This window comes from Comamonas sp. A23, from assembly GCF_004522605.1.
Classification (GTDB): Bacteria; Pseudomonadota; Gammaproteobacteria; order Burkholderiales; family Burkholderiaceae_C; genus Comamonas; species Comamonas thiooxydans.
Genome location: NZ_RSDT01000003.1, coordinates 220,736 through 244,196, shown reverse-complemented (window position 1 = coordinate 244,196; position 23,461 = coordinate 220,736). Strand labels below are relative to the sequence as shown.

Genomic DNA, 23,461 nt, shown 5'->3' with positions numbered 1-23,461 from the left:
CGCGGCCTGCCCAGGTCCTTGCTTGATGTCTCTGACCAAGGCCCGCCTCGTCGCAACCGGATTTATAAAAATCAGCCTCGAGCGCTTATCCATAAAGTGCAGACAGCTATCTATTTTGAGTTATCAGGTGACCGCATGACCGATATCGCGCACACAGTTTCCACTTCTGCCCAGACCGCACCGCTGGTGGAAGTCAATGGCATCGAGGTCATCTACAACCATGTGATCCTGGTGCTCAAGGGCGTCTCGCTACAAGTACCCCACCAGAGCATCGTGGCTCTGCTGGGCGGCAATGGCGCAGGCAAGACCACCACGCTGCGCGCCATCTCCAACCTGCTCAAAGGCGAGCGCGGCGAAGTCACCAAGGGCGGCATCACGCTAGAGGGCGAGCAGATCGCCAACCTCTCGCCGGCCGACCTGGTCAAGCGCGGTGTGGTGCAGGTCATGGAAGGCCGGCACTGCTTTGCCCACCTGAGCATTGAAGAAAACCTGCTGACGGGCAGCTACACCCGTACGGACAAGGGCGAGATTGCCGCCAATCTCGAGAAGGTCTACAACTACTTCCCGCGCCTCAAGACCCGGCGCACCAGCCAGGCGGCCTACACCTCGGGCGGCGAGCAGCAGATGTGTGCCATTGGCCGTGCGCTGATGAGCAACCCGCGTATGGTTTTGCTAGACGAGCCCTCCATGGGCCTGGCGCCGCAGATCGTGGACGAGGTCTTTCACATCGTCAAAGACCTCAACAGCAAGGAAAAAGTCACCTTCCTGCTGGCCGAACAGAACACCAACATGGCGCTCAAATACGCCGACTACGGCTACATCATGGAAAGCGGGCGCATCGTCATGGACGGCTCCGCCAAGGATCTGGCCAGCAACGAGGACGTCAAGGAGTTCTATCTGGGCGTGGGCGGCGGCGAACGCAAGAGCTTCAAGGACGTCAAGAGCTACAAACGCAGAAAACGCTGGTTGGCTTGATGGCGGCCCCCTGAGGCGCTTCGCGCCTTCCCCCGAAGGGGACGACAGCCTCGCTGCGCGGCGGTGCTTGCTCGCTGTCTCTGGCTTGGTGCGCGCCAGTTTTTAGCTTGCGCCATTGACTTCCGTTTTGCTTGCAGATTTTCTCTACAGGATTTGCCATGAGTGATTTCTACGATGCCCTGGAAACCCGCAGCCCCGAACAGCGCGAAGCCGACTGCATGGCCAGCCTGCCGCTGCAGATTGCCCATGCACAGCAGCGCTCCAGCGCTTTTGCCGAAATTCTCAAAGGTGTGGATGCATCCCGTATCACCAGTCGCGCAGCGCTGGCCACCTTGCCTGTGACGCGCAAGAGCGAGCTGCTGGAGCGCCAGGCCGCACAGCGTCCGCAGCAGATTTTTGGCGGATTCAATGCCATTGGCCTTGGCCACGACATGCCCAGGCTGTTTTCCAGCCCCGGCCCCATCTACGAGCCCGAAAGCCGCCGCCCCGACTACTGGCGCATGGCCCGCTCCATGTACGCCGCAGGCTTCAGGGCTGGTGAGCTGGTGCATAACTGCTTCAGCTATCACTTCGTGCCCGCCGGATCGATGATGGAAACCGGCGCCCAGGCCCTGGGCTGCACGGTGTTTGCGGGCGGCACGGGCCAGACCGAGCAGCAGGTGCAGGCCATGGCCGATCTGCGGCCTGCGGCCTATGTGGGTACGCCCAGTTTTCTGAAAATTATTGTGGAAAAGGCCCTGGAGATGGGAGTGAAGCTGCCCAGCCTGACCAAGGCCATGGTCAGCGGCGAAGCCTTCCCACCCTCGCTCAGCCAATGGATGCGCGAGCATGGCATAGATGCCTACCAGAGCTATGGCACGGCCGATCTGGGCCTGATTGCCTATGAGACTAGCGCCCGTGAAGGTCTGGTGCTGGACGAGGGCGTGATCGTGGAGATCGTGCGCCCCGGAACCGGCGACCCTGTGGCGGAGGGCGAGGTGGGCGAGCTGGTCATCACCACGCTCAACCCCGACTATCCGCTGATCCGCTTTGGCACGGGTGACCTCTCGGCCTATCTTCCGGGAACCTGCCCCACGGGTCGCACCAATGCCCGCATCAAGGGCTGGATGGGCCGCGCCGACCAGACCACCAAGGTGCGCGGCATGTTCGTGCATGCCAAACAGGTGGCCGAGGTCGTCAAGCGCTTTCCGCAGATCGTCAGGGCCAGGCTGGTGGTGACGGGTGAGATGGCCAACGACCAGATGCAGTTGCTGGTTGAAACCACGGAAACCGCACCGGGCTTTGCCCTGCAGGTGATCGACGCCTTGCGCGAAGTCACCAAGCTGCGTGGCGAAGTGCAGATGGTGTCTCCCGGCAGCCTGCCCAATGACGGCAAGGTGATCGAGGACGCGCGCTCCTATCAGTGAAGCTCTGAAGAGCTGCCGGCATTCGACTGGCTCTGCGACCTAAAGGTTTTGTACTGGGACTTGAGCTTGGCCAAGCCCCTGCACATGTGTCGCCAATACGCGACAGGCAATCGGTTTGCTTTAACGCAAATGCAATGTGATCGCCCGCTCCATCAAGGGATAACACTTAGAAAATAACAAAAACCCCACAGATTAGCGCTACCTAGAATCCGGCTTTACGTCACGACAAGTCAACCGTCCTGGTCTGCTTGCACATTATTTTTAGGGAGACACTGTGAAAACTATTTTCAAGATCGCCACCATCGCTCTGGCCGCTACCGCAGCCATCAGCAGCCATGCCGACAGCTACCCAGCCGCTGGCAAGACGATCACGATCATCGTGCCTTTCACGGCAGGCGGCCCCACCGACAAGGTGGCTCGCGACCTGGCCGAATCCATGCGCAAGCAGCTTAACAATGCCACCATCGTCATCGACAACGCAGACGGTGCCGGCAGCACGATTGGCACGGCCAAGGCCGCACGTGCACGCAATGACGGCTACACGCTGCTGCTGACGCATATCGGCATGTCCACCATCCCGACGCTGTACCGCAAGCTGTCCTTCAACGTACTCAACGACTTCGAGTACGCCGGCATCATCAACGATGTGCCCATGACGCTGATCGGCCGCCCCACCCTGCCCGCCAAGAACTTCGCCGAAGTCAAGGACTGGGTCAGCAAGAACCAGGGCAAGGTGAATCTGGCCAACGCCGGCGTGGGCTCGGCATCGCACCTGTGCGGCCTGATGTTCCAGGCCTCGCTGCAGCAGGACATGACGCCCGTGCCCTACAAGGGCGCAGCTCCTGCGATTGCCGATCTGATGGGCAACCAGGTGGACCTGCTGTGCGACCAGACCACCAACACCACTTCGCAGATTGCCGCCAAGAAGGTTCAGGCCTATGCCGTGACCACTGCCAAGCCTCTGACCACGCCTGCACTCAAGGACCTGCCCACGCTGCAGTCCCTGGGCCTGAAGGACTTCAACGTGACCATCTGGCACGGTCTGTACGCGCCCAAGGGCACGCCTGCCGATGTGGTGCAGAAGATCAACGAGGCCATGAAGGCTTCGCTCAAGGACCCCGAGTTCATCAAGCGCCAGGAAGCCCTGGGAGCCGTGATTGCCACCGACGACCGTACCAACCCTGCGGGCCACAAGAAGTTTGTGGAAGCCGAAATCGCCAAGTGGGGCAAGGTCATCAAGGCCGCCGGCATCTACGCCGACTGAGAACGCACGATCCGTTCAACGCAAAAAAGCCTGCATCTGCAGGCTTTTTGCATGGGGCGACCGAAGAAGGCCGCTTACCAGGTCACTTCCTTGCCATCGGCGGCGCTGCGCCTGAGCATGTCGACAAAAGGCACGATGCGCCGGCCAAGGGCCACGCCGTCCTGATTTGCAGGCACGGCATCCTCCTCCTGCGCTTCGTCTTGCGGCTGCGCACGTCTGGCCGCATCTTCGGCGGCAGCAGCCTCCAGCGCGACGATGGCGGCCGGAATCTGCTCCACGGTGATGATGCCATGCACCTCATCGGGAGACTTGCCGATGATTTCCAGCAGCTTGCGGCCGTTGGCGTCCAGCATGATGAGGTCTGCCGTGGCACGCGATTTGAATTTGTAGGGCATGGAGCGATTCCTTCAACGGTAGATGTATTCGCGGTTGAAAGGATAGCCGCTCTGCGCACCCGCCATCGCACCGCTGCGCAGATCGCCATCGGGTTTGCTGCACAGCATCTGATGCAACGCAATCCAGCCATGCTCGAAGCCCATGGCCGAGCCCGCCAGATAAAGACGATAGGCACGCAAAGCCTTGGCGGCCTTTTCCTCGGCGTACTGGGCTTGCAAAATGCTTTGAGCTTCGCCCAGCCTGGCCTCCAACCCATCCGACCAGGCCCAAAGCGTGCGCGCGTAATGCGGGCGCAAGTTCTCGGTATCCACCATTTCCAGTCCGCTGGCCGCCAGATCATGCAGCACGCGGCTGACATGCATGAGCTCGCCACCGGGAAAGATGTAGCGGTTGATGAACTCGCCCATGCCGGCACCCAGCTCCACATTGCTGACACCGCCCGCCGTGATGCCATGGACCAGGGCCAGTCCGCCGGGCCTGAGCATGGAATAAATGGTTTCGAAGTATTCCTGCAGATTGGCGCTGCCCACATGCTCGAACATGCCGACCGAGCCGATCTTGTCGAACGGCGCCACATCGCCCATTTGCCGGTAGTCGCGCAGCTCGACCTGAACCTTGCCCTGCAGGCCCTTCTCGGCAATCAGACGCTGCACATGATCGAACTGGTTGCGCGACAGCGTGATGCCATGGGCCTGCACGCCGTAATGCTCGGCCGCCCAGAAGATCAGCCCGCCCCAGCCGGAGCCTATGTCCCAGAAGCGCTCGCCAGGCTGGAGCTTGAGCTTTTTGCAGATGTGATCGAGCTTGGCCTCCTGCGCCTGCGCCAGGCTCATGCCCTGCTCCTTGTAGTAAGCGCAGGAATAGACGCGGCGCGGGTCCAGCCACAGTGCGTAGAAGTCGTCGGAGAGATCGTAATGAAACTGAATCTGCTCGGCATCGCGGGTCAGCGTGTGCATGGCCAGCGACCTGGCCTTGGAGACCGTCTGCCCCAGCCAGGAGGGCGTACGACTGACCGGATCACCGCGCAGCAGCCCGGCCGCTGCCGCCATGATGTCGCGGGAGCTGCCCTTGACCTCCACCCAGCCTTCGACGATGGCCGAACCAATCGAGCCGATCTGGCCGTCCAGCAGCGCCGCAACAGCCTTGGGAGAACGAAAAATGAGTTGAACCGCACTGTGTTCAGGCCCGATACGCTCGCCCGAGGGAAGCTGTATCGATGCAGTCACAGGAAGTCTTGCTAGCAGCGGCTCCAATGTGCTCAACAGGTTTTTCATGAAAACCATTGTTCACATCGACTATGGCAGGGTCAAGACGGAAAACATCCCTGCCGAAAACTGCCTCCAGGTCTGGCAGAGGATCAGTTACGGGCTTTCACCAGCCTGTCGTAGGCCTTGAGGGTGGCTGGGGCCACAGACTGCAGCACTTGTTCATAAGCCGTCTTGTGACGCGCCAGCAAGCGCATGGAGGCAACGGTGCGACTGCGGCAGAACCAGTGGCAGGTGTGTTGCATCAGCATCAGCTCGGCCGTCATGGTGAAGGCTCGGCGCTTGCGCTCCTCCTCGTCAGCCGCATCCCCCACACGGGCGGCCGCCAGCGCCTGGGCATGAAGCTTCATGGTCTCGCGCACATCCATGGTGGCCGAAGGCAGAACCCTGGTCATATAGGGCAGCGCCAGCGGCAGGGTACTGGCACGCGTCTGCTCGGCCGGCAGGGTGGCGAACTCATCCGCGAAACGCTGAAACTGGCTCACCAGACTGCTCTCGGTATTGGCCAGCACGGGCCAGATCTGTTCACGCCTCTGCGCATCCTTCTCGCCGATGACACGTAGATATCCCTCCATCAGATTGGCCATGAGCTTCTCGATCTGAAAGCGTGCCAGATGCTGGGCCAGAAGCTGGGTGTGCTGACGCTGCTCCTGCTTCTTGAGCACGTAGAGCACGGTGGTGACAATGATGGCGAGCGTTAGAAAATCCATGAAGCGAAACCAGACAGGCGGACAAGCGCAATGAGAAAAAGGATGAGTGTAGTCAGCCTGAGGGCTTTGCTGGGAATTAGTGCCGCAATTGCAGGCCTGACGGGCTGCAGCAGCGCCGGCTATTACTGGCAAGGTTTCAAGGGACAGATGCAGATTCTTCAGGCTGCACGACCTATTGATGACTGGCTCGCCGAAGACAGTACCTCCGCAGCACTGCGTCAGCGCCTGCAGACCGCGCAACAGATGCGCCGCTTCGCCAGCCGGGAGCTGGCTCTGCCCGACAACGCCAGCTACACCCGCTACGCCCAGCTGCAGCGTCCGTTTGCAGTCTGGAACGTGGTGGCGGCCCCGGCCTACAGCCTGGAGATGCACCAATGGTGCTTTCCCGTCACCGGCTGCATTGCCTACCGAGGCTACTTCAGCAAGAGCGACGCACAGGCGCAGGCACTGACGCTTCAGTCACAGGGGTTGGAAACCAGCGTCTATGGCGTGCCTGCCTACTCCACGCTGGGCTATCTGAACTGGCTGGGCGGCGACCCCTTGCTCAGCACCTTCACCTCCTGGCAGGAGGGCGACTTTGCCGGCCTGCTGTTCCACGAACTGGCCCACCAGCTGCTGTATGTGAAGAACGACACGGCCTTCAACGAATCCTTTGCCACCACGGTGGAGCGCATGGCCACACCCTTGTGGCTGCACAGCCATGCCAGCGCCGCCACGCAGCAGCGCTGGCAGCAGAGCCTGCAGCGACGCGAGCTATGGCAGCAGCTGACGCGCGAGACCCGTCAGCGCCTGCAACAGATTTATGAACAGAAAAATACTGAAGCCCTTGATGCCAAAGCGCTGGAAGCCATCAAAAGCAAAGTATTTGACGAATTCCGCGCCACTTATGCTCAGCTCAGAGCGCAATGGATTGCCACTGACGAGCCCCTGCTGAGCAGCCTCGCCCTGCGCGAGCAATATTACCGGCGCCTGACCCAGACCGACGAATGGGTGGCCCAGTCCAATAACGCCAGTTTCGGCGCCCTGGCCGCCTATGACGACTGGGTGCCTGCCATGACTCGCTGGTGGCTGCAACTGCGCGGCGAAGGCCCGGCCACTCCCGAGACCTGGCGCAGCTTCTATGCGCAGATGCGCGAGCTGGCAGCCTTGTCCGCTGAAGAGCGCAAGCTGCGGCTATGCACCCAATGGGGAGAAGCTGCAGAAACAGCGACTCAGTGCCAATAAATACTTCAAATTGACATAAAACAATTTTTTACAAGGGTTCGCCACATAGGAGGCTTCAGCGGTTTTTAAGAAAGTCCCGCCAGACTTCTTCGATACCTATTTTTTGCCGTCTGCCGTGGCTACCCAAGACTCCGCTTCTGCCCCATTCTTCAAGGGGCTTTTTCAACCTCGCACGCCTCAGTTCATCGCTCTGGCCCTGGCCATCTGGCTGACACTGACAGCCAACTGGGCCCTGTGGCTGCGCCTGCCTTCACTGGATGGCTATCACGGCAGTCTGGTCCTGCTGGCCCTGCGGGTTGCACCGCTGGTGCTGGGCGCCAGCCTTCTGCTGACCTCTTTGTTTGCCTGGCCGCGCTTTACCAAGCCGTTCTGGGTTGCACTGCTGCTGGTGGCGGCCAGCTCCCAGTACTTCATGGTCAGCTACGGCACCGTGATGGACAAGGGCATGATTCACAACATCCTGCAGACCGATGCACGCGAAAGCTCGGACTTGTTCAACATCAAGCTGCTGGCCGAGGTGTTGATCATCGCCATACTGCCAGCCATCTGGCTTTGGAAAACGCCGCTCAAACGCGCCAACAGCGTCTGGCGCAATATGCTGCGCACCGCTTGGCTGCTACTGGGCGGCATTGCCCTGATAGCCGCATCGCTGATCGTTTCCTACCGCGATCTGGCCCCCGTGGTGCGCAACAATCTTTGGCTGCGCTATATGATCAACCCCATCAACCCCGTGTTGTCCTCCGCCTCGGTGGCCCTGGATCCTCTACTCAACAAGCCCAGGCCCTTTGACAGCATCACGGGTGGCGCAGCTCTGGGCGCCAGCTATGCCGCAGCCCAGAAACCGCCGCTGCTGGTGCTGGTGGTGGGCGAGACGGCACGCTCAAAGAACTTCAGCCTCAACGGCTATGAGCGCGATACCAACCCCGAGCTGGCCAAGCGCGATGTGCTGAGCTGGCGCAATGCCCACTCCTGCGGCACCAGCACTCGCGAATCGGTGCCCTGTATGTTCTCCAACCTGGGCCGCGAAGGCTTTTACGCCTCCAAGGTCGAGCATGACAACCTGCTCGACGTTCTGCAGGCCGCCGGCCTGGCCGTACTTTGGGTGGACAACCAGGCAGGCTGCAAAGGCGTGTGCAAGCGTATCCCCATGGCCAATACCGCCGACAGCGTGAATACATCGACTGGCAAGGCCCTGTGCGCCCAGGATGGCGAATGCCTGGACGCTCTGCTGCTCAGCGGCCTGGACGAGCGCATCGCCAAGCTGGATCCCGCACGCCGCGCCAAGGGCCTGGTACTGGTCATGCACCAGATGGGCAGTCACGGCCCCGATTACTTCAAACGCTCCACTGCAGACCTCAAGGCTTTCAAGCCCGAGTGCGCCACCAATGCACTGTCCAGCTGTTCGCAGCAAAGCGTGGTCAATGTCTACGACAACTCCATTCGCTATACCGACCACTTCCTGGCCCAGACCATAGACTGGCTCAAGACCCAACAAAACCAGTTTGAAACCGGCATGTTCTACATGTCAGACCATGGCGAATCGCTGGGCGAGCTCGGTGTCTATTTGCACGGCATGCCTTACGCCATGGCGCCCGACGACCAAAAACATGTGCCCATGATTGCCTGGCTGGGAACGCTGGGTGCGCGCACCGGCCTGAATCAGGCCTGTCTGAGCAAGACTCTGGACCAGCCGCTCTCGCACGACAACCTGTTCCATACGGTGATGGGATTGATGGATGTCACTTCTCCAACCTACAAGCAGCCTCTGGATGCATTTGCCAGCTGCCGCACGGCCAGCTAGCCATTGACTGCGCAGCACAAAAAAAGCCTGCCGGATGCACGATCCGGCAGGCTTTTCCGCTTTCAGCAGCTGCGTATCACTCGCCCTGAGAGCCGCGGCGCGCCCAGCCCGTGGTGTGCTTTTCCAGCAGGTTGAACAGCTCGTACATCACCATGGCCATGGCTCCCACCACGATCAGCCCCGCAAAGGCCAGGCCCATCTGCATGGAAGAGCCGGCGGAGACCAGCAGATAGCCGATACCCTCGTTGGCAGCCGTCATCTCGCTGACCGTGGTGCCTACGAAGGCCAGCGTGATCGCGACCTTGAGCGAGCCGTAGAAATACGGCAGGGAGCGCGGCAGGCCGACCTTGATCAGCACGTCCCAGCGCTTGGCTCCCAGCACGCGCAGCACATCCTCCAGTTCGGGCTCCAGCGTGGCCAGACCCGTGGCGATATTGACCATGATAGGGAAAAAGCTGATCAGAAAGGCCGTGAGAATGGCCGGGCCTGCGCCGATGCCGAACCAGACCACCAAAATCGGCACGAACGCTGCCTTGGGCAAGGCGTTGAAAGCCGTCATCAGCGGGTAGAAGGCCGCATAGGCCAGACGCGAGGAGCCGATCAGAAAGCCCAGCAGCACGCCCACCACGATCGCCAGGGCAAAGCCTGCCATCGTCACCCAGTAGGTGCGCCAGGCATGCATGGCAATCGTGCCCGCAAACTCATAGAGCTGATGGCCTATGGCCCAGGGGCTGGGGAAGATGAACTCCGAGACGCCTAGGCCCGAGCAGATGATCTGCCAGAGCAGGACGATCAGCAGCAACAGCAGCCAGGGAGCCCAGCGCTCGGCGGTTTTTTGATGTTTCATGATGCGCCTTATTGAGGAATGGCTGCAGCGGTTTCGGGGCCGCTCTTGCGCAGGGCGCCGATATGGCCGCGCAGCTCGTAGACGATGTCCGAGAACTCGGGGGTGTAGGTGACCTCCAGATCACGCGGGCGCGGCAGGTCGATGTCGCGGCGCACCACGAAGCGGCCCGGGCTCTTGCTCATCACATAGACGGTATCGGCCAGGAACACGCTCTCGCGCAGATCATGGGTGACCAAGATCACATTGAACTTCTGCTCGGCCTGAAGGTCGCGCAAGATGCACCACAGCTCTTCGCGGGTAAAGGCGTCAAGCGCGCCAAAGGGCTCGTCGAGCAGCAGCATCTGCGGCTCGTGAATCAGGGCGCGGCAGATGCTGGCGCGCTGCTGCATGCCGCCGGAAAGCTGCCAGGGAAACTTGCGCTCATAGCCTGCCAGACCCACCTTGCCCAGCAGCTCTATGGCACGCGCCTCGTATTCCTTGCGCTTTTGCTTGAACTGCGAACGGTGCGGCTCCACGATCTCCAGCGGCAGCAGCACATTGTCCAGCGTGGTGCGCCAGGGCAGCAGCGAGGAGGACTGAAACGCCATGCCCGAGATCTTGAGCGGCCCTATCACGCGCTGGCCATCGACCGTGATGCGCCCCATGGACGGCATCTTCAGGCCCGTGGTGAGCTTCATGAACGTGGACTTTCCGCAGCCCGAAGGACCGACGATGGCGATGAACTCGCCGCGCTGCACCGTGAGGTCGATGGCCTCCACCGCAAAGTGGTTGGCCTGCAGCAGCTCTTCGTTATAGGCCAGCCAGACGTCTTTGAATTCGACGAAGGGCCGGACAGCTTCTGTATCTGATGACTTCATAAAAACAGGCTGTAGCGCCTGTCACACAGACGCATAAAGCTATCAATAAATGAGCAATTACTTTTTGGGAAAGACGTCAAGATCCGCGATTGGCGGCAGAAAGCGGCCGTTCCAGAGCGTCTCGGGGTTCACGCGTGTCTTGGTCGCATAGACGTCCGAGATCTGGGAAGCCATCAGCGCCATGCGTGTGGAGCTGACCTGGCCAAAGCCCTCGCCACGCGCGTCGGCGGTGTTGATCACGGTGTCGATCGCCAGCTGCAGACGGCGGGTTTCGAGCGCCGTGTTGACGATGCCGTCGCGCTCCTTCACATAGGCAATGGCGGCACCGGGGTTGGCCATGACTTCCTTGGCGCCCTTGCTAAAGGCCTTGAGGAAGGCACGCACGGCTTCGGGGTTCTCGCGCACCAGCTTGGCGCTGGCGATGATGGCGTTGCCATAGAGCTTGACGCCGTTGTCGGCAAACGGCATGACTGCCACATCGGCCGCCTTCACGCCCCGCGCCTCCAGGTTCAGCAGCGAAGTAAAGGTAAAGCCCGTGATGGCATCGATATCGCCGCGCACCAGCATGGTCTCGCGCAGCGGCGGATCCATGGTGGTCCATTGCACATCGCCGACTTTGTTGGCCTTGGCAAACAACGGAAAGCCGCGTCGGCCTGCATCAAAGACCGGCGCTCCCAGCTTCTTGCCCGTCAGGTCCGCCGGCTTGGCGATGGCGCTCTTCTTGAGCGCCATGACCGAGGCCGGCGTGTTGTTGTAGACCATCATCACGGCCACGGGCTTGTCCTTGACTTCGGGGTTGTTGGCATGAAACTCCATGAGCGCGGCCAGATCGGCAAAGCCCATGTCGTAGGAGCCCGATGCCACTCGCTGGATGGCACCACCCGAGCCGCTGCCGGCATCCACCGTCACATTGAGCCCTGCGGCCTGGAAATAGCCCTTGGCGACTGGCTGCAGAAACAGCGCCGCAGGTCCTTCGAAACGCCAGTCGAGCTGGAATTTGATGGGCGTTGCGGCAAAGGCTGCCGTGGCGCTGGCAAAGCTGCCCAGGGCCAGAACGGATTGCAGGAACAGGCGCTTGGTTTGCATGGTGGCTTCCCTCTCTCTATGTCAATGAATTGCGGTTGAATGCGTGCCGGGGCTCAGACTTTCCAGGCGCCCTGGTGTGAACTGCTGGCCTCTTCGATCAAGGCCGGCCCGATACATTCGATGGCGTGCGAAGCGGTCTGAAACACATCGCGGCAGGACAGCTCGGCATCCTTCTGATCGAGCCGCTCGCCACGGAACACGCGCAGCCGCTCGGCATCGATGCCATAGACCACGCGGCCGATGGCGGACCAGAAGATCGCGCCGGCACACATCACGCAGGGCTCGGCAGACGAGTACAGCGTGGCGACGGCCAGCTCATCGCGGGAATGCAGGGGGCTGGCCAGGCGGATGGCGGACAGCTCGGCATGGGCCGTGCAATCGCCGCTCTCGCCGTTGGCATTGCTGGCCCGGGCCAGCACGCGTCCGTCGGCCGCCACGATCAGCGCTCCAAACGGCCGGTTGCCGCGCTCGCGTGCCGTATCCGCGAGCGCAATGGCTTCGCGCAAATAACAGCCATCGGCGTCATTCAAGGCCTGGGCTTGAGGCAATGACATGCTTGGTTCCTCCTCAGGCCTTGAGCATGCGCGCCGACCTGGCGGGCAGCATGCTGCTGTTGAACAGTGCGTCGGCAGATGGCGTGGTCTTGAGCGCAAAGGTCTGCACCACGCTGTCCAGCTGCTGCTCCATCAAACGCTTGCTGAAGTCGCCCAGTCCATGGCTTTTCGTGTCTGCTGCTGCCACATACTGTGCGGTGATGGACCAGCGCTCCAGCTCCAGCTTCTCATCGAGAATCGGCTCGCGCTGGCGCACGGCGGCAATGCCTGCTGCGGGGTTGGCAAGGCATTCCACAATCGCACGGTTGGTGGCGCGCAGGAAGGCGGCCACGACCTGCGGCTTCTCGGCGATCAACTGGCTGGACGCGAGAATCGCATTGCCATACAGATGAACGCCGGCATCGCTGTAGCGCAGTATGGAAAGCTCCTCGGGCTTGAGGCGCGCAAAGAGCGACACCGCCGAGTCATGGAAATAGGTGGCGGCATCCACATCGCCACGCACCATGACGTTGTCGCGTGCCGAGAACTCCGTCGTCGACCAGGCAAACAGATCGGCGGGCAGATTCCTTCGCCGCGCCACCATGGGCCAGGCACGGCGCGTGGACTCCACTGCCGCTGCAGCCACCTTCTTGCCCTTGAGACTTGCGAAATCCGAAGTGATGCCTCTGTCCTTGCGCCCGATGATCACAAAAGGCGCGCGGTTGTAGTACTGGTAGACGGCCTGCACGCGAGGTGTGCCGGCGTTTTGCGCATTGAACTCGATCAGCGAACTGACATCGCCCAGTCCGAGCTGGTAGGCACCGCTGGCGATACGAGTAATCGAAGCCACCGAGCCCGCCCCTACGTCCAGACTCACATCCAGCCCTTCATCGCGGTAGTAGCCGTTTTGCTGTGCCAGAAAGAACGGCGCCGTCTGGCCGTTGACGCGAAAATCCAGCGTGAATTTCAGCGGAGTCAGCGACTTGCCCTGGGCATGAACCCAGGGTGCGCCGCAAAGAGGCAGGGCAGCAAGGAAATGGCGACGTAGCATGGTGGAACTCTCAGGTCTCTGGCGACAGGAACGCCAGCAGCTGCCGCTGCTGACAGGACTTGAGCAATTTCCGGGCACTGCACGCGGATGCAGGCTGAACGCTTCTACTCGTTCAACCTTCTAGCAATTGGCGTGCCTGCTTTGGGTTGCGCCTTGCCAGGTATCAACAAAGTGCATGCAAAAGAGATGGATGCATGGATTCATGCACGGCAATGCACCAGATTGAAGTCATGCACCAAAACCAAGAGTGCCCGCGCCCTGGAAAATGGCTGGCACGCTGTTTGCTGCACTCAAATCAAGAGTAGAAGCGTTCAGCACGGTGCTCTGACCTTTCCTCGGTCAGCAGCTTCGCGGGTCATTGCTCTTGAAGTGGGTGCGGCAGCCGGCCGTGCCTGGTATCCACACTTCAGATGCCCGCAGCCCCAAGCCTCACTGGCAACGCCGGTGCCTGAAGTCATCGCAAGAGAGATTCTTATGCAGACCATGACCAGCCACTCTTACAGCCTTGGCGAACTGAACAAGGAAGCCCACATGGGCGGGCAAGGTGCAGAAACCTCGGCGCGCGAAGTTCGCGTCATAGACATCAGTGACTTCGAGCAGCGCAAGCAGGAGATTGCCGAGCAGATCTGGAGCGCATCGGTGGAAATCGGCTTCTTCCAGGTTTCCGGCCACGGCATTGCCCAGGCCGATATCGACGCCGCGTTCTGCAGAGCCGAGCAGCTATTCGCCTTGCCGCCCGAAACCAAGGCTCAATGGCCGCTGTCGCGCAATGCAGGTTGGGAGCACAAGGCACAGATTCGCCCTTCCACGCGCACTCCCGACCAGAAAGAGTCCTATCAGGTTACACGCCCGCGCATGCAAGGCTTGTGGCCCAGCGAGCAGGAGTTGCCCGGCTTCAAGCAGGCTACTCTGGCCTTTGAGCATCAATGCTGGCAGGTTGGCATGCAACTGCTGTCCTGCTTTGCCTACAAGCTGGGCTTTGACGATGAATTCTTCACCCGCGCACATGACCCCGCCGTGCCCAGCTACCAGAGCACGCTGCGCATGCTGCATTACTTTGCAGTGGACCCTGCTCTCAAGGACGAAATCGGCCTGTGGCGTGCAGGCGCACATACGGACTTCGACTGCCTGACGCTGTTGTTCCAGCGCGCCGGCCAGGGTGGGCTACAGGTGCTGCCCGGCAAGGAGGCCGAGACCCAGCAATGGACGCCCGTGAAGCCCGTGGATGGCGTCATCACCTGCAATATCGGCGACATGCTGATGCGCTGGAGCGACGACCAGTTGCCCAGCAACTTCCACCGCGTGCGCAACCCTCAGCCCCATGAGTACCAGGGGGCCCGCTATAGCCTGGCCTTCTTCTGCCAGGCCAATGAGGATGCGGTGATAGAAGGGCCGGCCAAAAAATATCCGCCCATCACAGGGGCGGAATATTTGCGTCAGCGCATCAGCGCCAATTTCTCGAACAGGTACTGACACCCCCTGAGCAGCCCTGCCGCTTCCTCCAAGGGGACGACACCTTCGGGGCGGCCCTTCCTCGGTGTCCCTGGCTGGGGGGTGCGCCAGGTTCCAGCCCTCCGTCTTTGGTGCAGTGTGATGTGGTCCGAATTGAAACGACAAAGCCCCGGAGCCCGGGGCCTTGTCGGCGATCAGGGGTGGCGCGGATCAGCGCAGCGACTCGATGAGATCGATGTACTGCTGCTTGGCCTCATCCGGCGTTGTGCCTTCCAGCTTGGCCCAGGCATCCCACTTGGCGCGGGCCACCATGTCGGTGAAGCTGGGCTTCTTGGCTTCGTTGTCACCCTCGGTCGCCTGCTTGTACAAGGCATAAATCTTGAGCAAGGTGGCGTTGTCGGGACGCTCGCCAAGCGAGGTGGAATTCTTGACGGTCTCTTCAAACCGGGCGTTCAGATCGGACATGAAAGGTCTCCTGGGCTTTAATAGTCGAGGCCAGTGTAGCCAAAAATCCGGAAAATTAGAACGACCGTTCTTTTTATTTCACAAAGTACTGCAACGCCGGCAAGCAAGCAGCCCTTTGCGGCACGCACTCCCTCAAATCCGCCTCTTCGTGATTCGCCTCGCGGCAGCAGCAACGGACTGCCTTCAGAACATCATGCGCAGACCCGCATCAAAGCCCAATGCGCTGCGTGGCTGCATGCCGGGGCTGTTGCTGTAGGCCGGTTGCGGCATGATGACCGGGCTGCTGACGGCCAGCGGCGTCACACCCATCACCGCAGGATTGTTGTGTCCATTGCTCACGCTGATGCGCGACACCGTGGTGTAGAGCGCCGTGCGTTTGGAGAGGTTATGCACATAACCCAAGGCCAGCTTGTTCACCGATGCGTCGCCGGCTCCCTGCCCATTTTTGAATTGCACCCTGGCCACCGACGCCCTGAGCTGATGCAGTCCGACAGGGATTTGCACACCAGCCAGAAGCCCGTCATAGCGGTCTGTGGCCCGCACATCGCTGCGCGCATTGCGCACCTGCGACCACTCGCCCAACACACGGACCGGACCGAAGTTGTACGAACCTCCCAGGTTCAAGGACTTGATGGTTTCCTTGCGGCCGTTGAAAGTGCCCAGCATGCTTTCGCCATAGCCCAGCGCAATATCGGTGGGGCCGCTGGCCCAGCCAATGCGCCCACCGGCATAGCGGCCGCGCCTGGCATCATTTTCCGGGAAGGCATACATCAGCTGACCATAAATTCCGCCCAGCCCTGTAGGCAGGTGGTAGCCGATGGAATTGTTGGCGCGCAGATAATTGTCCGTGCCTGCCGACAAACCGTTTCCCAGCAAGCGTTCGGGCAGCGTACCGCTGGTCTGCGTACTCAGCGCACGGTTGATGGCCAGGTTGCTGCTGACCACCGCCAGCAAATTGACGCCCACGCCGTTGACGGAATAGGGATCAAAGGCCCAGTCATTCAGAAACGACGGTGTGTGATCACGCCCAAGGCGCAGCTCGCCCCAATTGCCCGCCAGGCTGACGGTGGAGCGTCGCCCAAAGTTCAGCGCGCCGCCGCCCGTGTCGTTGGTCACTGGCGCTTCCAGCCACATGCTGGCAGACATTCCAGCACCCAGATCTTCAACGGCACGAACACCCAGACGGCTGGCCAGATTACCCGAGGGTGACAGCGCCCATATACCTTGGCTGGCCGTGCGGCCGGAGCCATCCCAGGAATTGCTGCGCACCATGTAGCGGCTGACGCCCGCATCCATGACACCGAACAGCGTCACGGATGACTGAGCGCTGGCCAGGCTGCTGGCGGACAAGGCAAAAAGACTCCAGATATAGCGTGAAATACGTGGCATTTCATGTCTCCTTTTCGTTATGAATTCGCGGTATTGATCCGCGAAATCACTCTAGAAAAGGAAGGCTGCAGCTCTTGTGCAGTTGATGCCATTCATTGCTTATTTGGTGCCATGATCCCAAGGTGAAATCCCTAGGAATGTCGCCCTGCCGCATGGCCAATGTCAGACAGAAAAAAGCCGGCGCCTTGGAAAAGGCACCGGCACGGATTTTCGCAATGGTTTTACCCGCCCAATATTTGCGCCCAGCAGCTCATGGCACAAGTACCGTGGCCCCCACAGTCTTGCGCGCTTCCAATGCACGATGGGCTTGTGCCGCCTCGGCCAGGGCAAACTCCTGCTGAGGCTCGCTCACGATGCGCCCCGCCAGCACGTGCTCAAACAGCTCTGCAGCCATCTCCAGCATATGTGAACGGGGCTGGATGTAATGCATCATGGCCGGCCTGGTCATCCAGATCGAGCCTTTGGCGGCCAGCAGCGATGAGTCCACCACCACGGAGCCGGAAGAGGTTCCGTTGCTGACCAGCGAGCCACGCGGCTGCAGGCAATCGAGCGAGTCCATCAATGTGTCCTTGCCTACCGAGTCGTACACCACGGGAACGCCCTTGCCTGCCGTGATTTCCTTCACTCGCTCGACGATGTTTTCACGCGAAGTCACGATGGTGTGCGCGCATCCGTTCGCCCTGGCCAGCTCGGCCTTCTCATCCGTGCTGACCGTACCAATCATGTTGACCCCCATGGCGCGGGCCCACTGACAGGCAATCAGGCCTACACCTCCGGCAGCTGCGTGATAGAGAATGGTTTCACCGCCTTGCAGCGGATAGACCTGACGGAACAGATACTGGGCCGTCATGCCTTTCATCATGAGTGTGGCTGCAGTACGGTCTGAGATTCCGTCGGGCAACGGAATCAGCACTTCTGCAGGCATCACACGCGCCTGTGCATAAGCGCCTTGCGGACCGATCAGATAGCCAACGCGGTCACCCACCCGGATATCCGTCACACCCGTTCCGACGGCCTCGACCACACCGACGGCATCCGAACCCAACCCGTTGGGCAGGGCCAACGGATAACGCCCGGAGCGGAAGTACACATCGATGAAGTTGAGCGCGATATAGCTATGCCGCACACGGGCCTGGCCTGGGCCGGGGTCTCCCACAGCAACGTTTTCCAGTCGCAGAACTTCTGGACCGCCAGTCTCGTAAAAGCGAATGGCCTGAGTCATGAAATGCTCCTGTATCTATTGAGGTGCAGCAAGCGCTGCAAAGCAAAATCCGGGCATCCTCAGTCGCAGACATGCCCGGACCGATTGACGAGCCGGCTCAGTTCAGCTTGATGCCGAAATTCCTGACGATCTCGCCATTGCGCTGGTATTCGGCCTGCAGATCGGTAGACAGCTGCTCCAGCGTGCGCTCCTGCTTGATGGGCTCGAAGCCGGTGGACAAATAACGTGCCTGCACCGCCTGGCTGGCGTTGACCTTTTGCAGCGTGGCATTGATCTTCTCCAGCAACGGCTGCGGCGTCTTTGCCGAGGCAAAGACGCCGGCCCAGTTGCTGAAATCAAGCTCCGGATAGCCGAGCTCGGCCATCGTCGGCACATTGGGAAAATCGGACAAGCGGCTCTTGTAAGCAACGGCCAGCAGCTTGACCTTGCCGCTGGGAACCAGCGGTTTGGTGGTCACGGAGCCGTCGAACATCAGCGGAATCTGATTGCCCATGATTTGTGCCAGTGCCGGTGCAGAACCTGGAAACGGCACATGCTGCATGTCCAGGCCGGCCTTCTGATTCAGGATCGCCCCTGCGTACTGCGATGCCGTCCCCTGGCTGTAGGAGGCAAAGGACAGCTGACCCGGATGGGCCTTGATATAGGCAATAGCCTCCTTGGCATCCTTGGCCGGGAACTGAGGCGAAGCAATGAAGACCATGACGGAGCGTGCCATCTGCGAGACGGGTCTGACATCCTTCATGGCATCAAAGCCCCCCTTGAGCACATGCGGAACCTCGGTCAGGATATTGGTCACCGTCACCAGCAGGGTATTGCCGTCTGAGGGCTGGGACAGCATGTATTTCACCGCCATGGCACCGCCGGCACCGGGGCGGTTTTCCACAATCACAGGCTGTTTGAGCTCATGCGCCAGCTGATCGCTGATGATGCGAGCAAACACATCGATCGTGCCGCCGGGCGGGGCAGGAACAATGAGCTTGACGGGCTTGTCGGTGAAAGCGAAGGCGCTGCCAGTTGGCATAGCTGCAGCCAGAGCAATGGACAGCAGGACTGGAATGCGTTGCATCGTGCGCTCCTTTGACCTCAGGCGACTTTGCGCAGAAAACCCTGCTGAGCACCGTTGCGATTCGGAGCAAAGCCGTTCCTTGCCAGGCTCTCCTCCACCGTGTCGTAGAACACGCCGATCTGGCAGATTTCGCGCGCCTGGGCAGGAGTGGCGATGGGGCGGCTGCATTCCTTGGCAATGCGCACCAACTGCTCGATCTGCTCCACCGTGCCCATTTTTCGGGTTCGAGTCTGATTCCACAGATTGTCTTCGGTGCCGCAGCGCACATGCAGGCCCATGGCAATGCCCATGAGATTGATGGGCAGCACGTTCAGCACCGAGGCTTCTACCGTGAGCACCGCACCGTCGGGCACGGCGCGCACAAAATTGGCCAGGCTGTAAACGCTGGGCTGGTCCATTCCGCCGCCGATGGCCACCCAGTTCAGCACCAGCGGACCTTTGTAGATGCCGCGACGCATCAGCCGCTCCACCGACTCGAAGCTGTTGATGTTGTAGCACTGGAAGGCACTCTGAATGCCGGCCGCACTGAGGCGGCGTATATGTTCTTCGGCCCAGCCCGGCTGCGCTGGCACGGTCATTTCCTTGTAGGCATTGAACACCGCTGGGTCCTCCATCGAAGTGCCCTCGATATCCCGCACATCGAACTGCTCCAGAATGTTCATCTGCGAGGTATTGATGGTCACCGTCACCTGATCGGGCTTGGGGTCCAGCTCGGCCAGCATGTGGCGGGTATCGTCAGACAGCCATTTGGCGGCCGCGCCATCGGTTTCGGGTGCAAAGCTGATCGACCCACCTACCTGGATGATCATGTCCGGGACACGGGCACGCACGCCGGCAATCAGCTCGTTGAACTTGGAAAGCCGCTTGCTGCCGCGGCCGTCGAGCTCGCGTACATGCAAGTGCAGCACCTGGGCGCCGGCGTTGTAGCAGTCCACGGCTTTTTGAATCTGCTCCTCCATCGTGACGGGAATTTCGCCGGGGAAGTCCTCCGGCAGCCACGAAGGTGCATAAGGAGCTGCAGTGATGATGAGAGGCTGCTGATGTTCGGCAACCAGGTGACCGTCGAGGAAATTCATGATGATGTCTCCGTTGTTATATGAATGCCATGCCCGCACTCAGAGCCTTGCGTACAACTGTGCTTCGCACCGCCCGGCCAGGTTCTGCGCCTTGCCACGAACGTCTTTCGATGCTCAGAAAGTCGGTGTGCCGATGATTCCGGCGCGCTCCATCTTTCGATGGCTGGGCGGGTAGTCCATCACCGCGTAATGCTGTGTCGCGCGGTTGTCCCAGATGGCGATGCTGCCGGGCTCCCAGCGCCAGCGGACCTGGTACTCGGGGATCGCGGCCTGGCTGATCAAGAACTGCAGCAGACTGGATGAGCCCTGGGTGAAGTCCTGGCCCACACGCACATTGGCGGGCGTGTGGAAGTTCGTGAAATGAGTGGTGAAGCCGCTGACAAACAGCACTTTTTCACCGGTTTCCGGATGTGTACGAACCACCGGGTGCTCCGCATCCGGAAACTGCGCCTTGAGGGCCAGACGCTTCTGCGCAGGCATGGCGGCGCCAAAGGTGCACTCAATGCTGTGGCGTGCCCGCAGCGGGGCTATCACGTCCTTGATATGCGATGGCAGCATCTCGTAAGCCAGCGCCATATTGGCCCACATGGTGTCGCCGCCGACCGGCGGACATTCGACGCAGCGCAGCACGCAGCCCATGGGCGGCACCTCGCGCCAGGTGGCATCGCAATGCCAGGAGTTTTCATACCGGTCCAGCGGCTTGTCCGGCGTCTTGTAGATCTGCACCAGGCCGGGATGCTCGGGGTCGCTGCCGATCACCGGATGGTCCTCCAGCTCGCCAAAACGCCGGGCAAAACCGACATGCTCGGCGCGACTGATACTCTGGCGGCGCAAGAACAGCACCTTGTGCTTGAGCAAGGCCGTCTTGATCTCTGCGAAAAGCCCATCATCGCGCAGCGCATCCGCCAGTTGCACATCGACCAACTCCGCGCCTATGGCACAGGTCAGAGGGTTTATCTGCATCACTGTCTCCTACACTTTTTTGAACCCAGGCTTGTTGCTAGTCTCTGCCGCCCGGTAAGTCCACTGTAGAAAACCTGTGTCACATAGGTTGTGCATTTCATGCCGCACGCTATGCATCTCATGCCAGAATTTCTCCGAATTTTTGCGTGGAGCAGTCATGGTCACTTTTGTGCGCGCGGCATCTCTGACGAATTTCTCGGAACTCTTCAGCGAACTGGGAGGAGACCCTGATGCGGCATTGCGTCGTGCCGGCCTGCGCCCAGCCGTGGTGCGCGAGCAGGATCAGCTGATCGATGCATTGACGGCCGGACGCCTGCTGGAAGAAGCTGCAAGCATCACGGGTTGCGAAAACTTCGGGCTGCGCATGGCGCAATCACGGCAGGTTTCAAACTTCGGTGTCGTCAGCCTTTTGTTGCTGCACCAGCCCACCTTGCGCAAGGTGCTGAGCACGCTGATCGAGCATGTGCACATGCTCAATGAGTCTCTGGTGATTCATATGGACGACGCCAATGGCGTCGTGGTGCTGCGCGAAGAGTTCACCCTGCCGGATGCATTGCCGCAATCCATGGAACTGGCAATCGGCGTGCTGTTTCGTACCTGCAACCTGCTGCTGCATGAGCAATGGCGCCCGCTGCGGGTCTGCTTCAGCCACCCCGCGCCCGGCGACACCGGCCTGCACAAGCAGATGTTTCGTTGCCGCGTGGAGTTTGATGCGGACTTCAACGGCATTGTGTTTCGCACCGAGGACCTGGATGCTCCCAACCCCTTGGCCGACCCGGTTCTGGTGCGCTATGCCAAGACCATGGTGGACACCACGCAGCAAGGCCGTCAGGCCTCCATCGGCCAGCAGGTGCGCAAGGCCATCTATCTCATGCTGCCCTCGGGCAATGCCACCTGCATCTGCGTGGCCCAGGGTCTGGGGCGCAGCGTACGGACCCTGCAGCGCGAGCTTGATGGTGAAGGCCTGAGCTTTACCGACCTGCTGCAGGAGGTTCGCTCGGATCTTGCCCAGCGCTATGTGCGCAACCCTGACTACCCTGTGGGTCAGATCGCCTCCATGCTGGGCTACAACAGCCACAGTGCCTTCACACGCTGGTTCAGCACGCTCTTTGGCTGCCCGCCCGAGGTCTGGCGTGAAAGAAATCTTCCACCCAGCCCGCAGCGGCGGGGCCAAGCCTTCAGCCGCGCGTAGGCTGGTCCAGCCAGCGCTGGGCCAGCTTGACCCAGAAGGTCGCACCCAGCGGAATCAGCGCATCGTTGAAGTCGTAGCTGGGGTTGTGCAAGGTACAGGGGCCACCGCCATGCCCGAGGGCGCGATGATCACCATCGCCGTTGGCGATAAAGCAGTAGGCACCGGGCTTTTCCAGCAGCATGAAGGCAAAGTCCTCGGCCCCCATGGATGGCTCTTGCGGCACCACACCGGCATCGCCCAGAATCTCGCGCATCACGGCCTGGGCAAATTCGGCCTCGGGGGCCGTGTTGATGGTTGGCGGGTAGTTGCGCACGAACTCGAACGAGCATTGCGTGCCATGCGCCGCACAGACGGCCTCGCTGATCTGCTGCATGCGCTGCTCGATGAGGTCCAGCACCTCCAGCGTAAAGGTACGCACCGTGCCCTGCAGCTCCACGCTGTCCGGCACGACGTTGGTAGCCTCGCCGGCATGGACCATGGTGACCGACACCACGCCCGCCTCAATGGGCTTGACGTTACGGCTGACGATGGTCTGGAAAGCCATGATGAGCTGGGCCGCCACGGGCACCGGGTCCACCACCATATGCGGCATGGCCGCGTGGCCGCCCTTGCCGCGTACCACGATCCTGAATTCGTTGCTGGATGCCATGGCGGGCCCCGCACCCACGGCCATGGTGCCGGCCTTCATGCCCGGCCAGTTGTGCATGCCAAACACAGCCTGCATGGGGAACTGCTCGAACAGTCCGTCGTTGACCATCTCGCGGGCACCGCCACCGCCTTCCTCGGCAGGCTGGAAGATGGTGTAGACCGTGCCCTCGAAGCTGTCGCGATGTGCGGCCAGATATTGCGCCGCCGCCAGCAACATGGCCGTGTGACCGTCGTGACCGCAGGCATGCATCTTGCCCGCATGGCGGCTGGCATGGTCAAAGGTGTTGAACTCCTGCATGGGCAGGGCATCCATATCGGCGCGCAGGCCGATGGCTCGGCCGCTGCTGCCGCCGTCGCGGCCATGGATGACGCCCACCACACCGGTCTTGCCCAGACCGCGATGGATCGCTATGCCCCATTGCTCCAGCTTCGCCGCGACCAGATCCGAGGTCCGTATTTCCTCGAAACACAGCTCGGGGTGGGCGTGGATATCGCGACGCAGCGCGGCAATGTCAGGGGCGCTTGCTTGAAGTTCGGGCAGCAGGGCCATGCGCTCTCTCCTTGGGGTCATCA

At 60.9% G+C, this 23,461-nt stretch carries 22 protein-coding genes; 7 read left to right on the top strand and 15 right to left on the bottom strand.

Features of this window, described 5'->3' with window-relative positions; genetic code table 11:
• The first annotated feature begins 135 nt into the window (after positions 1 to 135).
• The 3 genes from EIC84_RS09405 (at position 136) to EIC84_RS09395 (ending at position 3,645) form a co-directional block, all read left to right on the top strand.
• Positions 136 to 975, top strand: coding sequence for an ABC transporter ATP-binding protein (locus tag EIC84_RS09405; RefSeq protein WP_003068648.1), 840 nt, complete (start codon positions 136 to 138; stop codon positions 973 to 975).
• Between the two features lie 158 nt (positions 976 to 1,133).
• Positions 1,134 to 2,381 (top strand): phenylacetate--CoA ligase family protein, encoded by a 1,248-nt coding sequence (locus tag EIC84_RS09400; RefSeq protein WP_003068645.1) that lies wholly within the window; start codon positions 1,134 to 1,136, stop codon positions 2,379 to 2,381.
• 274 nt (positions 2,382 to 2,655) lie between these two features.
• Positions 2,656 to 3,645, top strand: a complete 990-nt coding sequence (locus tag EIC84_RS09395) for a tripartite tricarboxylate transporter substrate-binding protein (protein ID WP_003068642.1) — start codon at positions 2,656 to 2,658, stop codon at positions 3,643 to 3,645.
• A gap of 74 nt (positions 3,646 to 3,719) precedes the next feature.
• Here EIC84_RS09395 and EIC84_RS09390 read toward each other — a convergent pair whose 3' ends face one another.
• From EIC84_RS09390 to EIC84_RS09380, 3 genes are all read right to left on the bottom strand, one after another.
• Positions 3,720 to 4,040 (bottom strand): DUF1840 domain-containing protein, encoded by a 321-nt coding sequence (locus EIC84_RS09390; protein WP_003068640.1) that lies wholly within the window; start codon positions 4,038 to 4,040, stop codon positions 3,720 to 3,722.
• A gap of 12 nt (positions 4,041 to 4,052) precedes the next feature.
• Positions 4,053 to 5,324 carry a cyclopropane-fatty-acyl-phospholipid synthase family protein gene (locus EIC84_RS09385; protein WP_080554226.1) on the bottom strand — a complete coding sequence of 424 codons (1,272 nt, stop codon included), beginning with the start codon at positions 5,322 to 5,324 and terminating at the stop codon, positions 4,053 to 4,055.
• Between the two features lie 74 nt (positions 5,325 to 5,398).
• Positions 5,399 to 6,016, bottom strand: a complete 618-nt coding sequence (locus EIC84_RS09380) for a hypothetical protein (protein WP_003068635.1) — start codon at positions 6,014 to 6,016, stop codon at positions 5,399 to 5,401.
• Between the two features lie 42 nt (positions 6,017 to 6,058).
• On the opposite strand from EIC84_RS09380, the gene EIC84_RS09375 reads away from it, so the two are divergent.
• Complete coding sequence (locus EIC84_RS09375) at positions 6,059 to 7,240, top strand: aminopeptidase (protein WP_003068633.1); 1,182 nt, start codon at positions 6,059 to 6,061, stop codon at positions 7,238 to 7,240.
• Positions 7,241 to 7,355: 115 nt separating this feature from the next.
• Positions 7,356 to 9,041 (top strand): phosphoethanolamine--lipid A transferase, encoded by a 1,686-nt coding sequence (locus EIC84_RS09370; RefSeq protein ID WP_237704503.1) that lies wholly within the window; start codon positions 7,356 to 7,358, stop codon positions 9,039 to 9,041.
• A 76-nt stretch (positions 9,042 to 9,117) separates the two neighbouring features.
• Here the strand turns inward: EIC84_RS09370 and EIC84_RS09365 are convergent, their stop codons facing one another.
• Genes EIC84_RS09365 through EIC84_RS09345 form a run of 5 tightly spaced genes read right to left on the bottom strand, consistent with a single transcriptional unit; the run spans position 9,118 to position 13,415 of the window.
• Entirely contained in the window at positions 9,118 to 9,888 is a 771-nt protein-coding gene (locus EIC84_RS09365) for an ABC transporter permease (RefSeq protein WP_003068629.1), read from the bottom strand.
• 8 nt (positions 9,889 to 9,896) lie between these two features.
• Positions 9,897 to 10,745 (bottom strand): ABC transporter ATP-binding protein, encoded by an 849-nt coding sequence (locus EIC84_RS09360; RefSeq protein WP_003068627.1) that lies wholly within the window; start codon positions 10,743 to 10,745, stop codon positions 9,897 to 9,899.
• A 57-nt stretch (positions 10,746 to 10,802) separates the two neighbouring features.
• Positions 10,803 to 11,831, bottom strand: coding sequence for an ABC transporter substrate-binding protein (locus EIC84_RS09355; protein WP_003068626.1), 1,029 nt, complete (start codon positions 11,829 to 11,831; stop codon positions 10,803 to 10,805).
• Positions 11,832 to 11,884: 53 nt separating this feature from the next.
• Positions 11,885 to 12,385 (bottom strand): nucleoside deaminase, encoded by a 501-nt coding sequence (locus EIC84_RS09350; protein ID WP_003068623.1) that lies wholly within the window; start codon positions 12,383 to 12,385, stop codon positions 11,885 to 11,887.
• 13 nt (positions 12,386 to 12,398) lie between these two features.
• Positions 12,399 to 13,415, bottom strand: coding sequence for an ABC transporter substrate-binding protein (locus EIC84_RS09345; RefSeq protein ID WP_003068621.1), 1,017 nt, complete (start codon positions 13,413 to 13,415; stop codon positions 12,399 to 12,401).
• Positions 13,416 to 13,889: 474 nt separating this feature from the next.
• Here EIC84_RS09345 and EIC84_RS09340 point away from each other — a divergent pair, with 474 nt between their 5' ends.
• Positions 13,890 to 14,888, top strand: a complete 999-nt coding sequence (locus tag EIC84_RS09340; RefSeq protein WP_003068619.1) for an isopenicillin N synthase family oxygenase — start codon at positions 13,890 to 13,892, stop codon at positions 14,886 to 14,888.
• A gap of 189 nt (positions 14,889 to 15,077) precedes the next feature.
• On the opposite strand, the gene EIC84_RS09335 is transcribed toward EIC84_RS09340, so the two are convergent.
• The 6 genes from EIC84_RS09335 to EIC84_RS09310 all read right to left on the bottom strand — a co-directional run bounded on the left by EIC84_RS09335 (position 15,078) and on the right by EIC84_RS09310 (position 21,048).
• Positions 15,078 to 15,332 carry an acyl-CoA-binding protein gene (locus tag EIC84_RS09335; RefSeq protein ID WP_003050754.1) on the bottom strand — a complete coding sequence of 85 codons (255 nt, stop codon included), beginning with the start codon at positions 15,330 to 15,332 and terminating at the stop codon, positions 15,078 to 15,080.
• A 183-nt stretch (positions 15,333 to 15,515) separates the two neighbouring features.
• Positions 15,516 to 16,721: a porin gene (locus tag EIC84_RS09330; protein ID WP_003068617.1), complete on the bottom strand. Its 1,206-nt coding sequence runs from the start codon at positions 16,719 to 16,721 to the stop codon at positions 15,516 to 15,518.
• Positions 16,722 to 16,971: 250 nt separating this feature from the next.
• Positions 16,972 to 17,943, bottom strand: a complete 972-nt coding sequence (locus tag EIC84_RS09325; RefSeq protein ID WP_003068616.1) for a quinone oxidoreductase — start codon at positions 17,941 to 17,943, stop codon at positions 16,972 to 16,974.
• Between the two features lie 97 nt (positions 17,944 to 18,040).
• Positions 18,041 to 19,009, bottom strand: coding sequence for a tripartite tricarboxylate transporter substrate binding protein (locus EIC84_RS09320; protein ID WP_003068614.1), 969 nt, complete (start codon positions 19,007 to 19,009; stop codon positions 18,041 to 18,043).
• Between the two features lie 17 nt (positions 19,010 to 19,026).
• Entirely contained in the window at positions 19,027 to 20,085 is a 1,059-nt protein-coding gene (locus EIC84_RS09315) for a 3-keto-5-aminohexanoate cleavage protein (protein ID WP_003068612.1), read from the bottom strand.
• A gap of 114 nt (positions 20,086 to 20,199) precedes the next feature.
• Positions 20,200 to 21,048: a TauD/TfdA family dioxygenase gene (locus EIC84_RS09310; RefSeq protein WP_003068610.1), complete on the bottom strand. Its 849-nt coding sequence runs from the start codon at positions 21,046 to 21,048 to the stop codon at positions 20,200 to 20,202.
• Positions 21,049 to 21,205: 157 nt separating this feature from the next.
• Here EIC84_RS09310 and EIC84_RS09305 point away from each other — a divergent pair, with 157 nt between their 5' ends.
• Positions 21,206 to 22,240 carry an AraC family transcriptional regulator gene (locus EIC84_RS09305; RefSeq protein ID WP_003068608.1) on the top strand — a complete coding sequence of 345 codons (1,035 nt, stop codon included), beginning with the start codon at positions 21,206 to 21,208 and terminating at the stop codon, positions 22,238 to 22,240.
• Here the strand turns inward: EIC84_RS09305 and EIC84_RS09300 are convergent.
• Positions 22,227 to 23,438: a M20 aminoacylase family protein gene (locus tag EIC84_RS09300; RefSeq protein ID WP_003068607.1), complete on the bottom strand. Its 1,212-nt coding sequence runs from the start codon at positions 23,436 to 23,438 to the stop codon at positions 22,227 to 22,229. The two genes, EIC84_RS09305 and EIC84_RS09300, sit on opposite strands and share 14 nt — an antisense overlap.
• Positions 23,439 to 23,461: the final 23 nt, after the last annotated feature.

Bases quoted from the DNA above. Each gene is read 5' to 3' on its own strand.
- EIC84_RS09405 (WP_003068648.1), top strand. From the start codon at position 136: ATGACCGATATCGCGCACACAGTTTCCACTTCTGCCCAGACCGCACCG.
- EIC84_RS09400 (WP_003068645.1), top strand. From the start codon at position 1,134: ATGAGTGATTTCTACGATGCCCTGGAAACCCGCAGCCCCGAACAGCGC.
- EIC84_RS09390 (WP_003068640.1), bottom strand. From the start codon at position 4,040: ATGCCCTACAAATTCAAATCGCGTGCCACGGCAGACCTCATCATGCTG.
- EIC84_RS09385 (WP_080554226.1), bottom strand. From the start codon at position 5,324: ATGGTTTTCATGAAAAACCTGTTGAGCACATTGGAGCCGCTGCTAGCA.
- EIC84_RS09380 (WP_003068635.1), bottom strand. From the start codon at position 6,016: ATGGATTTTCTAACGCTCGCCATCATTGTCACCACCGTGCTCTACGTG.
- EIC84_RS09375 (WP_003068633.1), top strand. From the start codon at position 6,059: ATGAGTGTAGTCAGCCTGAGGGCTTTGCTGGGAATTAGTGCCGCAATT.
- EIC84_RS09365 (WP_003068629.1), bottom strand. From the start codon at position 9,888: ATGAAACATCAAAAAACCGCCGAGCGCTGGGCTCCCTGGCTGCTGTTG.
- EIC84_RS09360 (WP_003068627.1), bottom strand. From the start codon at position 10,745: ATGAAGTCATCAGATACAGAAGCTGTCCGGCCCTTCGTCGAATTCAAA.
- EIC84_RS09355 (WP_003068626.1), bottom strand. From the start codon at position 11,831: ATGCAAACCAAGCGCCTGTTCCTGCAATCCGTTCTGGCCCTGGGCAGC.
- EIC84_RS09350 (WP_003068623.1), bottom strand. From the start codon at position 12,385: ATGTCATTGCCTCAAGCCCAGGCCTTGAATGACGCCGATGGCTGTTAT.
- EIC84_RS09345 (WP_003068621.1), bottom strand. From the start codon at position 13,415: ATGCTACGTCGCCATTTCCTTGCTGCCCTGCCTCTTTGCGGCGCACCC.
- EIC84_RS09340 (WP_003068619.1), top strand. From the start codon at position 13,890: ATGCAGACCATGACCAGCCACTCTTACAGCCTTGGCGAACTGAACAAG.
- EIC84_RS09335 (WP_003050754.1), bottom strand. From the start codon at position 15,332: ATGTCCGATCTGAACGCCCGGTTTGAAGAGACCGTCAAGAATTCCACC.
- EIC84_RS09330 (WP_003068617.1), bottom strand. From the start codon at position 16,721: ATGCCACGTATTTCACGCTATATCTGGAGTCTTTTTGCCTTGTCCGCC.
- EIC84_RS09325 (WP_003068616.1), bottom strand. From the start codon at position 17,943: ATGACTCAGGCCATTCGCTTTTACGAGACTGGCGGTCCAGAAGTTCTG.
- EIC84_RS09320 (WP_003068614.1), bottom strand. From the start codon at position 19,009: ATGCAACGCATTCCAGTCCTGCTGTCCATTGCTCTGGCTGCAGCTATG.
- EIC84_RS09315 (WP_003068612.1), bottom strand. From the start codon at position 20,085: ATGAATTTCCTCGACGGTCACCTGGTTGCCGAACATCAGCAGCCTCTC.
- EIC84_RS09310 (WP_003068610.1), bottom strand. From the start codon at position 21,048: ATGCAGATAAACCCTCTGACCTGTGCCATAGGCGCGGAGTTGGTCGAT.
- EIC84_RS09305 (WP_003068608.1), top strand. From the start codon at position 21,206: ATGGTCACTTTTGTGCGCGCGGCATCTCTGACGAATTTCTCGGAACTC.
- EIC84_RS09300 (WP_003068607.1), bottom strand. From the start codon at position 23,438: ATGGCCCTGCTGCCCGAACTTCAAGCAAGCGCCCCTGACATTGCCGCG.